This window comes from Sphingomonas lacusdianchii (assembly GCF_022664395.1).
In the GTDB taxonomy this organism is placed as follows: Bacteria; Pseudomonadota; Alphaproteobacteria; order Sphingomonadales; family Sphingomonadaceae; genus Sphingomonas; species Sphingomonas lacusdianchii.
On record NZ_JAKRET010000004.1, the window covers coordinates 299,972 to 312,757 of the forward strand.

A 12,786-nucleotide genomic window follows, 5' to 3' on the forward strand; every position below is an offset into this window, starting at 1 on the left:
ATCGCCGTCAGTTCAAACCATTACGGTCGAATTTGTCGCGCTTTCGCTGGCCGAATAGCAATTTTCGTTCGAGATGGCGGCGCAGGTCGCCATAATAGGTTTCGAGAAAGGCAAGGTCGACACCGTCGTCGGCGCGGCCCAGTTTGCGCCGGATCGCTCCGGCGACCGCGAACAGGTCGGCCCGGTCGTTCCGGCGCAGCACGTCCTCCAGCCGTTGCAGTTCGAACGCGCCATAGGCATCGAGCTCGGCGGCGGTGAAGGGTGCGATCCGGGCACGGTCCTTTTCGTGCGCGGTCTGGATCAATAGATCCTCGCCCAGCTTGCGCACCTCGCGCTCGACCACCCATGTCCCGGCGATCAGGTCACCCGCGCGCAGCCGGTCGCGGTTGAATAGCGGCAGGAACAACAGGATCAGCGCCCAGCCGAGCGCCAGCACCGCCGTCCAGCGCGATGCCATTCCTTCGGCAAAGGCGAAGCCGAGAAAGGCGAGCGGCAGGAACACCTCGATCTCGCGCATCAGGTTGCGGGCGAGGACCGCAGCACCGGTCAGCCGTGCGCCGTCACGCGACACGACGCGCAGCTTCATCAGCCGCTTGCCCGGCGTCGCCGCGCGCCGGCCGGCTTCGTGCAGGACGAAATAGAAGTTGCGCAGCACGAAGAAGCCGAGCAGCCAGACGATCGCGTAGAGCGACTGCGCACCCTTGGGGCCGCCGATCGCCAGCGCGGCGATCAGCAGCGTCGTTCCGATCAGGATGGCGAGCATGATGATCGCATCGATCGTGAACGCGCCCGCGCGCGCCCCTGCCGAACCGAGCCGGAGGTTGAGCGGTACCCCTTCGGGTGTCACCAGTTGCCGGTCGAGCGTGCGCGGCACACGCGGCTTGCGGGGTCGTTTAACCACGCCGGCCGCCGAAGCTGAAATACACGATCCACAACGCCAGCATCCCGCCGCCGATCGCTAGGCGTGCGCCGTCGTCATTGACCAGTTGCCGGCCGAACCCTTCCAGCAGCCCGGCGACCAGCAGCATCAGGATGACGCCGATCATCACGATCGCACCGCGCCGCCCGGCCTCCGCCGCTGCCGTCATGCGCGATCGGTCGCCGGGAAAGGCGACGGCACGGCCTATATGAATGCCGGCGGCACTGGCGATGGCGATCGCGGCGATTTCGGTCGTGCCGTGGATCATCAGCCACGCGAACAACCCCCAGCCAAGGCCATGCGGCACGAAGGCGGCGAACATCGCGCCGCCCATCGCGCCATTCTGTACGGCGAGGATGATCGTCGGGATGGCGAACAGGAAGCCGAGCGCGAAGGCAAGGATCGCGACCTGCGAATTATGGGTGAACAGCGAGGTGGCGAAGATTTCCAGTGGGGCGCTGCCCGGTTTGCCGTAGAGCGATTCCCGCAGGGTCGCGGCAGTGGCGTTCATGTCGCGGCCGCTGGCGAGTTCTGGCGAGATCATCGCCGAATACCATGCCGGATCGGTGCGGACGAGGTGATAGGCGGCGACGGCGCTGAGCAGCAGCAGCGCGATCGACAGCAGCAATTCCCATGCGATCGCGCGGACCGCGCGCGGCCAATGCGTTGTGAAGAAAGCCTTTACCTGCCGGCCCCAAGGTTCGCGGGCGGAATAGAGCGCGAAATAGGCGCGGGTCGACAGCGCCTCCAGATAGCCGACCAGCGAGGCGTCGAGCGAGGTGGCGCGGGCGATCGAAAGTGACGAAAGTGTCGCGCGGTAAAGTCTTGGGAGGTCGATCAGGTCGTCGTCGGACAGGCGGCGGGGGGACTTTGCCTCCAGCTTGTCGAGGAGTTCCTCCAGACGCGCCCAGTCGGCCTCGCGTTCGTGACGGAAATGATGGGCGCCGAAGTTGACACTCATCGTCCACGCTCCCGGTGGCTGACATAGCGTTCGACCAGCGCGAGCGGCATCGCGTCCGCCGATGCCTCGATCACGTCGATGCCCATGCGCCGCAGCCGTTCGACGACGATCGCCCGCTCGCGCAGCAACATATGGGCGACATTGGCGCGGACGAGGTCGTCGGCGCGATCGGGCACGGCATCGCGAACGCCCTCCAGTTCGAGGTCGCGGAAGAGGACGAACAGCACGCGGTGGCGTTTCAACATCCGCTGCGCCGCCGCCAGCAACAGTTCGGCGCTGGTCGTGTCGGTGAATTCGGTGAACAGCACCACCAGCGCGCGCCGGTCGAGCTTCTGGTCGAGCGTGACGAGGCCGAGCGTGTAATTGCTCTCCTCCACGCCGTAATCGATATCGGCGGCGGCGTGGTGCAACCGGGCGAAGCCGCGCGTGCCGCCCGCGATGCTGCCGCTGTCGACCTGCGGCCGGGCGGCAAAGGAATAGAGCCGCACCCGGTCGCCCGATTTGAGTGCGACGAAGGCCGCGAGCAGCGCCGACGACACCGCACGATCGATGCGCGGCACGTCGCCGACCGGATCGGTCATCGCACGGCCGGCATCGACCGCGAAGACGATCATATTGTCGCGTTCGGTATGGAATTCGCGCGCCAGCAAGGACGCGTGGCGGGCCGAAGCCTTCCAGTCGATCGAGCGGCGCTCCATGCCCGCCTGAAAATCGGTCAGGACCTGAAAATCCTGCCCGTCGCCATGGTCGCGGCGCAGGCGATTGCCGGCCGACACGCTGTTGAGATATTGGCGCATCCCTTGATCGCGGACCGGGCGAATGTCGGGCAGGATGGCGATGGTGCGATCGGTCTTGCGGCTGGTCTGCCGCCATGCCAGCCCGAGCGGACCGGCCTGCCGCGTCCACAGCCGATGCAGTCGCGCCCGGCCGCGCCGGACCGCGCGATACTCGCCGGGGGCGGCGCGTTCGACCGGACCGTCGATCGCGGCGGCGAGGTCGGTGCCACCCAGCCGGAAGGTCTCGCCGATGTTGAGCGTCGTCGGCAGGTCGGGCAGCGCGGTCGCCGGCTGTTTCGCCAGCATGGCGTCGGCGACGATCAGTGCGAGAACACCGACGATCCAGATCGGCGCGGCGATCCATGCCGCCGGGGCCAGCACGCCCAATGCGAGGCCGACCGGCGCGGCGAGCGCGGTCAGCTGGATCGCACGGGGGCTGGGAACGATCATCGTGGGGCTTCGACCGATGCGATCAGCCCGGCGACGACATCGTCGATCCGGCGGCCGTCGATCTCCGCGCTGGGCGACAGGATCAGGCGGTGGCGCAGCAGCGCGGCGGCCAGCGTCTTCACGTCGTCGGGCAGGACGTAATCGCGTCCGTCGAGCGCCGCCGCCGCCCGTGCCGCCGCCGCGAGCGCCGATGCGGCGCGGGGTGAGGCACCCGAGGACAGGTCGCCATGTTCGCGGGTCGCGCGGATCAGGCGGACGATATAGTCGATGACCTCGTCGACCAGCCGCACCTGTCCGACCGCGTCGATCGCGATGGCGATGGCGCCGGCATCGGCGACCTGTTCGACGCCCGAATCCTGCGGGGCGGGCGTGCCGGTGCGGGTGCCATATTGGGCGACGATGGCGCGTTCGGCCTCCAGATCGGGCCAGCCGATCGCGATCTTGAACAGGAAGCGGTCGAGCTGCGCCTCGGGCAGCGGATAAACGCCCTGCTGTTCGATCGGGTTCTGCGTCGCGACGACGGTGAAGCGGTCCGAAAGTTGTTCGGTGCGCCCGTCGATGGTGATGCGGCGTTCCTGCATCGCCTCGAGCAGCGCCGCCTGCGTCTTGGGCGGGGTGCGGTTGATTTCGTCGGCGAGCAGCAATTCGCAGAAGACCGGTCCGCGGGTCAGCGCGAATTGCGACGTCTGGAAATTGAACAGGTTGGAGCCGATGATATCGCCCGGCATCAGGTCGGGCGTGAACTGGATGCGGCCGAAATCGAGGCCCAGTGTTCGCGCGAAACTCTGCGCGAGCAGTGTCTTGGCGGTGCCCGGCGGTCCTTCGAGCAGGACGTGACCGGCCGAGAACAAGGCGATGGTGAGCAGCCGGACCGCGTCCGCCTGTCCCACCACTGCCTTGCCGATCTCCCGGTCGATCGCCGATCCCAGCGACCGTACCTCGTCGAGCGTCATGCGCCTGTTTCCTTCTTCCATGCGTGCAGGTCTTTCGCCGCAGCCAATGCCTCCGCTTCGGTGTCGGCATCGCGCAGGCGGCGGTCGAGTTCAGAGTAGCCGGGATGAATGCGGTCGAGCCGTTCGGGCGAGGGAATCTCCCCCGCCAGCAGCCGCCGCGACGTCACCTCCAGCATCGTATCGGCATAACGTTCGCCCGCGCGTGCGGTGCGCCGCGCCAGCCGGGTCAGCGCGACGATATTGTCGATCAGCGCCCGCTTGCCGAGCGCCACTCCGCGCGGATCGGCGACCGGCGGGCCGAAGCGTCCGGCGGCGGCGATGCCGGCAAGGATCGCGGCGGCGATCAGCGCGAGGGTCACGCCGAGGAAGGGCGGCAGGAACAGCAACTTGACCAGATTGCGGTCGCCGCGGGTGTAATGGAGCGAGCGGTCGAACACCGCGCGCCCGTCATGTTCGGGATCGATCGCGCGCAGCATGGCGAGCGCCGCCTTCGCATTGCGTTCGTCGGCCATGGCACGGTTGTTGACCAGATCGGGATCGACCAGCACGAACGTGTCGCTGCTGCCGACCTGTCCCAGTATCGCCGCGCCGTCACGCGCACCGATGAGCGGTTCGACGGTATCGCCCTTCACTGCATAGAGTTGGCGGTCGGGCACGGCGAAGGGGCGGATTTCGGGATAGTCGGCACTGACCCCGACATTCTCCCGGTCTTCGTGATGCCATTCGATCTCGGCGGGGACCAGTTTCTCGACACGGTTGAGGTTCACGACGCCCGTACGACGGACCTTTCCTCCTCCCAACGGAATTGCCTCGGTCTGCCATTTGGGCAGGATGATGAGGGTAGGAAAGCGCATCAGCGGATGGCCCTCCCGCTCGACGAAGTCGTCGCCGCCGGTCGTTGCGCTGGCGAGGGCGATGCGCCGGTCGACGATCGTCTTGATATCCTCCGGACGCGTCGTTTCCGTTGGGGTCAGGATCAGGATCGCCGGGTTGTCGAGCGTATCCTTGTCGTCGCGCTCGGCCGGCTGCACCGCATCGACCAGCCGCCGCAAGGCGTGAAAGCCCGCGCCGTCCTTGCGATCGGCAGCCGGCGCATCGCCGATGGCGCGCGACAGTTCCTCGCCGAACCCGGACATCAGGATCGAGGCGAGCAGCAGCAGCGCGCCGCCAATCACGAGGAGGATGACGGTGCGGACGGCGAAGGGCGAGGACTGGTTCACCGACCATCCTTCAACGCGAAACCGGCATAGTCGGCGCGCGCCCGTTGCCAGTCGCCATCGTCGAGGGCGCGCCCGCCGAACAGGCTGCGTTCGACCGCCGCGACGATGCCGGCGAACACGCCGCGCGCGGCCGGGGGCAGCGCGTCGGCCCGGGCGATGTCGCGGCTGGTGTCGGCCGGGCGGACCACGTCACCGCGCCATGCGACGATGTCGTCGATGCTGCGGAAGAGGAGCAGGTGGACCGCTTCGTCGAACCGCCCGGCGGCGGCGAGCGCGTCGGCATCCTCCAGCAGCGCGCGGGCGCACGTCTCGGTCGGCGTCCATTGCGGTTCTTCGGTCGGGATCTTGCCGGCGAAGCGCTCGCGCAGCCAGTCGCGCAGGCCGGGCACCAGCGCGAACAGGAGCGCCAAGGCAATGGCGATGCCGATGATCCACAGGATCAGCTGCCATCCGCCGCCGACCCACTGGATGAAACTGCCGATCGCGCGCAGCACCGGTTCGAGCCAGCCGGGCGGCGGCTCGCGCGGCTCGATCGGTTTGGGCGGCAGGTTGAACTGGATCGACGGATCGGCGCGGATCGCCTTCCATGCCGCCGTGACGCGGTCGGAATCGATCGCGGGCGCGGCCGACGCGGCATTGTTCACGCTGTCCGCGATCTGCCCCCGCGCCACGTCGGTCCCTTCGGTACGCCCCCGCGGCGTGTGCCCTGCTTGGAGCAAATCGCCGATTTACATGCAACGCTTTTCCACCCAGACTTTCGGTCGATGCCGGGGCAGGCATCGGGGGGCGTGTGATGTTGGCCGCAACGTTCATATTGGTATTGCTGCCGGTGTTGTTCTTCGGCGCGTTCCTGTTCGGGGCGTGGCGCGAGGGGCGGCATTCGCCCTACAGCTTCGGCATCGGGCGGGTGATATCGAACAGCTTTTCCGCGATCGGTGCCGCGCCTGCCGTCTTTCTGATCGGCAGTGTCGTGCTCAACATGCCGCTGTCGCTCCTGCCGCCGCTATTCCCCGGCAATACCATCGTGCAATGGATCGGTGCCGGCGGGGTGGGGCTGGCATGGCTGTTGTTCTGGCCGTTCATCCAGCTGTTCCTGACTGCGATCGCGCTCGATGGGCTGGCCGGACGTCCGGCGGACCTGCACGCGGCATTGACGATGGCGGGTCGGCGCTTTTTGCCGGGATTGGTGCTGATCGTGTTGATGTCGATCGGGCTGCTCGCCGGGTTTTTGATGCTCGTGATCCCGGGCATCGTCCTGATGCTGACTTGGTTCGTCGTGTTGCCAGTACTGGCCAACGAAGGACGTGGCGTGTTCGAGTGTTTCGCGCGCAGCGGCGAATTGCTGAACGGGATGCGGTGGCGACTGTTGCTGCTGCTGGTCATCGTCGCGGTCCTCTGGTCGCTGTTTACGGGACTGGCCGCGGGGCTGGCCCATTCGGTCGCGGCGCAGGACGGTAGCTGGACCAAGGCAGCCATCGATCTGGTCACCAGTGCGCTGGCGGGCATGTTGCAGACCACCGGCACCGCCGCCGTCTATCACGAGGCGCGCACCGCGAAGGAGGGCATGGGCAGCCATGACCTCGAAGCGGTGTTCGCCTGAACGATATAACAAAGGGAGTAAGGCGTGATCCGAACATTGACGATGGTGGCGCTCGCCGCCGGGCTGGTCGCCTGTACCGGCGACAAAAGCGAGGTGCGGTCGGCGTCGGCCGATGCGCCGGCCGGCACGGGCAAGGGGCCGGGGGCGGGCAAGGGCTATGACCATGACCCGTACCCGTCGACTTATCGTGCCTATCCCGGGCGGGCGACGCTGGTGACCAACGTCACCATCTATGACGGCGAGGGCGGGCGGATCGACAAGGGATCGGTGCTCTTCCGCGACGGCAAGATCGTCGAGGTCGGTCAGTCGATCGCGCCGGCCGATGGCGTGACGGTGATCGACGGGCAGGGCAAATGGGTGACGCCGGGCATCATCGACGTCCACAGCCATCTGGGCGACTATCCGAGCCCCGGCGTCGAGGCGCATAGCGACGGCAACGAGATGACCGGGCCGGTCACTGCGGACGTCTGGGCCGAACACAGCGTCTGGCCGCAGGACCCCGGTTTCTCACGCGCGCTGACCAATGGCGGGGTGACGACGCTGCAGATCCTGCCCGGATCGGCGAACCTGATGGGCGGGCGGTCGGTGACGCTGAAGAACGTCTATGGCCGCACGATGCAGGCGATGAAGTTCCCCGGCGCGCCCTATGGCCTGAAGATGGCGTGCGGCGAGAACCCCAAGCGCGTCTATGGGTCGAAGGGGCGGATGCCCTCGACCCGGATGGGCAACCTCGCGGTCGATCGCGCGACATGGCTGCGCGCGAAGGACTATGACCGCAAGTGGGACAAATATGAGGCCGATGGCGGCGAAGCGCCGGCGCGCGACCTCGCGATGGACACGCTGCGCGGGGTGCTCGACGGCGAGATCCTGGTCCACAACCATTGCTACCGCGCCGATGAAATGGCGATCGTCATGGATATGGCGCAGGAGATGGGGTATAAGGTCACCGCCTTCCACCACGCCGTCGAAAGCTACAAGATCGCCGATCTGTTGAAGGCGCGCGGCGTGTGTTCGGCGGTGTGGGCCGACTGGTATGGCTTCAAGATGGAGAGCTATGACGGGATCGGCGAGAATCTGCCGATCCTCGACAAGCAGGGCGCGTGCGCGATGATCCATTCGGACGACGCGAACGGTATCCAGCGGCTCAATCAGGAAGTGGCGAAGGTGATGGCCTCGGCCAAGCGCGCCGGCATGCCGGTGACGCCCGAACATGCATGGACGTGGCTGGGCATCAACCCCGCGCGGGCGCTGGGCATCGACAAGGTGACGGGCTCGCTGAAGGCGGGCAAGATGGCCGATGTCGTGCTGTGGAACGGCGATCCGTTCAGCGTCTATACCCGCCCGCAAATGGTGTGGGTCGATGGCGCGCTGCTCTACGACGCGAATAATCCGCGGCTGCGGCCGGTGTCCGATTTCGAACTTGGCCAGCCGGGCGAAGGGGATGTGAAGTGAAGCGCCTGATCCTTGCCGCATTGCTTGCCGGCAGCACCGCTCTTCCCGCCGCTGCGCAGGATGTGACCATCACCAATGCCCGGCTGGTGCTGGGCGACGGATCGGCGCCGGTCGAGGGCGGCACCGTCGTCATTCGCGGCGGGCGGGTCGTGTCGGCCGGGCGCGGCGGCGCCTCCACCGGCGGAAAGACGATCGATGCGGGCGGGCGCTATGTCACGCCGGGGATCGTCGCGGGCTTCACCCGGCTCGGCATCGTCGAGGTCGACGGAGTCGGCCCGACCAACGACGCCTCGGCGCGCGACAGCGTGTTCAATGCGGGCCTCGACGTCACGGCCGGCCTGAACCCGCGCGCGACGCCGATCGCGATCAACCGCACCGACGGCGTCACCCGCGCGGTGGTCGCGCCCGACAATGGCGGATCGATCTTCGCCGGACAGGGCGCGGTCATCGATCTCGGCAACGACATGGACGCGGTCACCCGCCCGCGCGCGTTCCAGTTCATGGAATGGGGCGAGGCGGGCGCACGTGCCGCGGGCGGCAGCCGCCCGGCGGCGATGGCGATGTTCCGCAACGCGCTGTTCGAGGCGCAGGCCTATGGCCGCAACCCGGCGAGCTTCGTCGATCGCGGCAAGGAAGCCCTGCTGACCCGCACCGATGCGCAGGCGTTGCAGGGCGTGTTGTCGGGACAAGTGCCGCTGCTGATCCATGTCGAGCGGGCATCCGACATATTGGGCGTACTCGCCCTGAAGCGCGAGTTTCCGGGCCTGAAGCCGGTGCTGGTGGGCGCTGCCGAAGGCTGGACCGTGGCGCAACAGATCGCGGCGGCGGGCGTGCCGGTGCTCGCCAGCGCGCTGGCCGACCTGCCGGCAAGCTTCGAGCAACTGGCCGCGACCCAGTCCAATATCGGGCGGATGAAGGCGGCGGGGGTAACCGTCGGCATCGGCATGATCGGCGACGACGAGGCGCGGCAGGCACGGCTGGTGCGGCAATATGCCGGCAATCTGGTCGCGTTGTCGAAGATTCCGGGTGCGGCCGGGCTGGATTGGGGGGCGGCGTTCGCGACGATCACCTCGCTGCCCGCCCGCGCGATCGGCATGGAAAGCGAGATCGGGACGCTCGCCGCCGGCCGGCGCGGCGACGTGGTGATCTGGGACGGCGACCCGCTGGAGATCGGGTCGGTGCCGACGCAGCTGTTCATCGACGGCGTCGAACAGCCGCTGACCAACCGCCAGACGCGGTTGCGCGACCGCTATCTGGTGCCCGAGGAACAGGGGCTGCCCAAGGCGTATCAGCGCTGATCCCGGGAACCGTCGGCGCGGTCGTCGATTGTCCGAAACGGACAGTCGCCGCGTCGGCGGTACCTTTGGGAGACGGAAAGATGCGTGGGTTGCTGGTGATGCTGGGTGGATCGCTGATGCTGGCGGCCTGCGGGCCGAGCGCCGAGCAGCAGGCGGCGGCCAATCAGGCGGCAATGGCAAATGCGCAGCAAGCGTCGGAGATGTCGGCAAAGGTCGATGCGCTCGCTCCCGGCCAGCGCGAAGCGGTGTTCATCCGCGCGATCCGCGATGCCGGCCTGCCGTGTCAGGGCGTGACCTCGGCCGAACGCGGCGAACAGCCGGGCAGCTGGGTCGCGACCTGTCAGGAAGGATCGCGGCATGTGATCACATTCGGGGCGAACGGCATGGCGAACGTGACCAGCTTCACCCCGCAGCCGGCGGCGCAGCGGTGAGGTTGGCCTCGTTCTGATTGTAATTGATATCGTTATCCCGGACTTGATCGAGGCCTTTGCGAAAGTCCCTCCTCGTACCCCAGCGAAGGCCGGGGCCCAGTTGGCGGACGTTGGTAAGGTACGGAAAAGCCTTGCCAACTGGACCCCGGCCTTCGCCGGGGTACGGGAGTTTTCAGGTGATCGCGACTTTCGCAGCGGTCTCGACTTGAGCCGGGGTGCCGCTTTGCGGTTCCGGTCGAAGAAGAAGCGAGAGCCCGAGCCGAGCCTGGTGACGATAGTTAAACTTTCTTGATCGGGACGGCCGCAGGATCGCTACATGGTGATCCGCCTTTAACCTGAACCTTTCGCGGCGGCGTTCCGCGCGGTCGGAACAACCTGCGGCTTTTCACCTGCAAACCCTATCACATCCGGATCGGAGGAAACGCCGCTCCGAACCGGATTGGCTTCTCCTGTTCGTTCGCTAAACGCTGCGGCATCAGCGTCGCATCGCGGCTTTGGCGGGAACGGGGCATGACGGGGTTGGTGGATTCGGCGACGGCGGTGATGCGCATGGCGCAGGCACGGCTGGATGTCGCCGCACATAATATCGCGAACGTGGCGACGCCCGGCTATAAGCGGCGGATCGGCTTTGCCGACACGGTCGCGGCGCGTAGCGAGGTCGCGCTGGCGACGCGGATCGATGCGGCGCAGGCATCACTGACCGAGACCGGCAATCCGTTCGACATGGCGATCAGTGGCGACGGCTATTTCCGCGTCCGCGATGGCGAACGCATGCTGTATACCCGACAGGGACAGTTCCGCCGTGACGCCGATGGCGCGCTGGTCACGCCGCAGGGATATGTCCTGCAACAGTCGGGCGGCGGCGATCTGGTGCTCGACGGTGCGAAAATCGACCTTGCCCGCATCGCCGTCGAACGCTGCGACGATCCGGCGGGAATGACGGCGGTCGGCGAGAGCTTCTTTGCCGGACAGGCGATGGTCGATACCGACGGGGCCGAGGTCCGGACCGGTATGCTCGAAGCGTCGAACGCGACGCTGGGCGATGAAATGACCCAGACGATGGTCGCGCTGCGGCAGGCGGAAAGCGGGGCGCGGCTGATCCAGCTATATGACGAACTGATGGGCCGCGCCGCCGCCACCTTCGGAGGCAAGGGATGAGCGACGCCTATCAGATCGGCGCGATCGGACTGCGCACCCAGCAACTGGCGCTCGACGCGATCGCCAACAATATCTCGAACATCAACACGTCGGGTTTCAAGCGGTCGGAAATACGCTTTGCCGATGTGGTGGCCAGCCGACCCGATGCGACCTTGCTGCCCGCCGACCTGCAATCGGCGGCGCCGACACTGGCCGGGGTAGCGCTCGATCTGCAGTTCATGCTGAACGATCCCGGCGAATTGCAGCGGACCGGTGCGGCGATGGACGTCGCGATTGACGGCACGGGCTTCATCGAATTGATGGGGCCGGACGGGCAGAGCGTGCTGTGGCGCGGCGGTCGATTGAAGGTCGGCGACGACGGCCTGCTGACCGGTGCGGGCGGCTTTGCGCTGAAGGCCAATATCACCGTGCCCGACGATGTGACCGCACTGACGATCGCTGCCGATGGCACGGTGCGGGCGCAGGGGGCCGATGGCACCGCGCCGGTCGAACTGGGGCAGATCCGGCTGGTGCGGCTGAACGATGCGGCGGACGTGACCCGCATGGACGGCGGGCTGTACCGGGTGGCGGACGCCACGCGGCTGGAGGAACTGGTGCCCGGCGAGGATGGCGCTGGGCAGGTAATCCAGGGCGCGGTCGAGCGATCGAACGTGCAACTGACCGAGGAAATGGTGCGGATGATGCTGGTGCAGCGCGCTTATGCCGCCAACGCGCAGATATTGCAGGCGGCCGACCAGATGATGGGGATCGCGAACTGAGCAGCCCCCACCGGGTGGTCCGGGGTGATTGTTAGTGCATTGTTGTGTCCGCCGCCATTGCCGGGCGGAGGTGGAGCGAAGCGGAGCCGGAGACCGGCAATGGCGGTGTCGACGCTTGCGGGGCCGGCGGGCGGTAGCCGAGGCTGCTGTGTGGCCGGACGGTGTTGTAGTGGCGCCGCCACGCCTCGATCAGAACCTTGGCCTCGGCGAGGCTGTAGAAGATCTCGCCGTTGAGCAGTTCGTCGCGCAGCGAGCCGTTGAAGCTCTCGTTGTAGCCGTTCTCCCAAGGCGAGCCCGGGGCGATGTAGAGCGTCTTCACACCGATCTGTCCGAGCCAGGTCTGGACGGCGGTGGCGATGAACTCGCTGCCATTGTCCGATCTGATGTGCGCTGGCGGACCGCGTTCAATGAACAGGTCGGCCAACGCGGCCAGCACGTCTTCGTGGCGGAGCTGGCGTGACACGACCAGCGCCAAGCACTCGCGACTGGCCTCGTCGATGATGGTCAGGATGCGGAACTTGCGCCCATCGTGGGTACGCTCCTCGACAAAGTCGTAAGCCCAGACGTGCCCTGGATATTCCGGCCTCAACCGGATGCACGAGCCGTCGTTCAGCCACAGCCGCCCGCGCTTTGGTTGCCGCTGCGGCACCTTCAGACCCTCGCGCCGCCAGATCCGCTCCACCCGCTTGTCGTCTAATCGGTCAAGCCGTTTGCCAAGGTGCTCGTAGTCGATCTTCTTTTGCGCATCGTTGTCGTCTTCGAGGTCAGGACGGGTCCAGCCTCAGCATGGCGCCAGATCGCCGGCCTCTC

At 67.0% G+C, this 12,786-nt stretch carries 12 protein-coding genes and 1 pseudogene; 6 read left to right on the forward strand and 7 right to left on the reverse strand.

The window, feature by feature from the left end:
• Positions 1–7: 7 nt before the first annotated feature.
• The 6 genes from MF607_RS08045 to MF607_RS22910 are packed head-to-tail and all read right to left on the reverse strand — an operon-like array spanning position 8 to position 5,950.
• Positions 8–901 (reverse strand): RDD family protein, encoded by an 894-nt coding sequence (locus tag MF607_RS08045; RefSeq protein ID WP_242117227.1) that lies wholly within the window; start codon positions 899–901, stop codon positions 8–10.
• Positions 894–1,880 (reverse strand): stage II sporulation protein M, encoded by a 987-nt coding sequence (locus MF607_RS08050; RefSeq protein ID WP_242117229.1) that lies wholly within the window; start codon positions 1,878–1,880, stop codon positions 894–896. Before MF607_RS08050 ends, MF607_RS08045 begins: the two co-directional genes overlap by 8 nt.
• On the reverse strand, positions 1,877–3,106 hold the full coding sequence (locus MF607_RS08055; RefSeq protein ID WP_242117230.1) for a DUF58 domain-containing protein: 1,230 nt from the start codon (positions 3,104–3,106) through the stop codon (positions 1,877–1,879). The genes MF607_RS08050 and MF607_RS08055 overlap by 4 nt, the downstream gene beginning before the upstream one ends.
• On the reverse strand, positions 3,103–4,059 hold the full coding sequence (locus tag MF607_RS08060; RefSeq protein ID WP_242117231.1) for an AAA family ATPase: 957 nt from the start codon (positions 4,057–4,059) through the stop codon (positions 3,103–3,105). The genes MF607_RS08055 and MF607_RS08060 overlap by 4 nt, the downstream gene beginning before the upstream one ends.
• Positions 4,056–5,279, reverse strand: coding sequence for a hypothetical protein (locus MF607_RS08065; protein WP_242117232.1), 1,224 nt, complete (start codon positions 5,277–5,279; stop codon positions 4,056–4,058). Before MF607_RS08065 ends, MF607_RS08060 begins: the two co-directional genes overlap by 4 nt.
• Complete coding sequence (locus tag MF607_RS22910) at positions 5,276–5,950, reverse strand: DUF4129 domain-containing protein (protein WP_242117233.1); 675 nt, start codon at positions 5,948–5,950, stop codon at positions 5,276–5,278. Before MF607_RS22910 ends, MF607_RS08065 begins: the two co-directional genes overlap by 4 nt.
• A 122-nt stretch (positions 5,951–6,072) precedes the next feature.
• On the opposite strand from MF607_RS22910, the gene MF607_RS08075 reads away from it, so the two are divergent.
• From MF607_RS08075 to MF607_RS08100, 6 genes are all read left to right on the forward strand, one after another.
• Positions 6,073–6,879, forward strand: a complete 807-nt coding sequence (locus tag MF607_RS08075) for a DUF7847 domain-containing protein (RefSeq protein ID WP_242117234.1) — start codon at positions 6,073–6,075, stop codon at positions 6,877–6,879.
• A gap of 42 nt (positions 6,880–6,921) precedes the next feature.
• Positions 6,922–8,331, forward strand: coding sequence for an amidohydrolase (locus MF607_RS08080; RefSeq protein ID WP_242117270.1), 1,410 nt, complete (start codon positions 6,922–6,924; stop codon positions 8,329–8,331).
• On the forward strand, positions 8,328–9,629 hold the full coding sequence (locus MF607_RS08085; RefSeq protein WP_242117235.1) for an amidohydrolase family protein: 1,302 nt from the start codon (positions 8,328–8,330) through the stop codon (positions 9,627–9,629). Before MF607_RS08080 ends, MF607_RS08085 begins: the two co-directional genes overlap by 4 nt.
• Positions 9,630–9,709: 80 nt before the next feature.
• Positions 9,710–10,060 (forward strand): hypothetical protein, encoded by a 351-nt coding sequence (locus MF607_RS08090; RefSeq protein ID WP_242117236.1) that lies wholly within the window; start codon positions 9,710–9,712, stop codon positions 10,058–10,060.
• A 510-nt stretch (positions 10,061–10,570) separates the two neighbouring features.
• Positions 10,571–11,218: a flagellar hook-basal body protein gene (locus MF607_RS08095; protein ID WP_242117237.1), complete on the forward strand. Its 648-nt coding sequence runs from the start codon at positions 10,571–10,573 to the stop codon at positions 11,216–11,218.
• Positions 11,215–11,976 (forward strand): flagellar hook-basal body protein, encoded by a 762-nt coding sequence (locus MF607_RS08100; protein WP_242117238.1) that lies wholly within the window; start codon positions 11,215–11,217, stop codon positions 11,974–11,976. Before MF607_RS08095 ends, MF607_RS08100 begins: the two co-directional genes overlap by 4 nt.
• Positions 11,977–12,007: 31 nt before the next feature.
• On the opposite strand, the pseudogene MF607_RS08105 reads toward MF607_RS08100, so the two are convergent.
• Positions 12,008–12,673, reverse strand: a pseudogene (locus MF607_RS08105) (IS3 family transposase); the annotation flags it as partial.
• Positions 12,674–12,786: the final 113 nt, after the last annotated feature.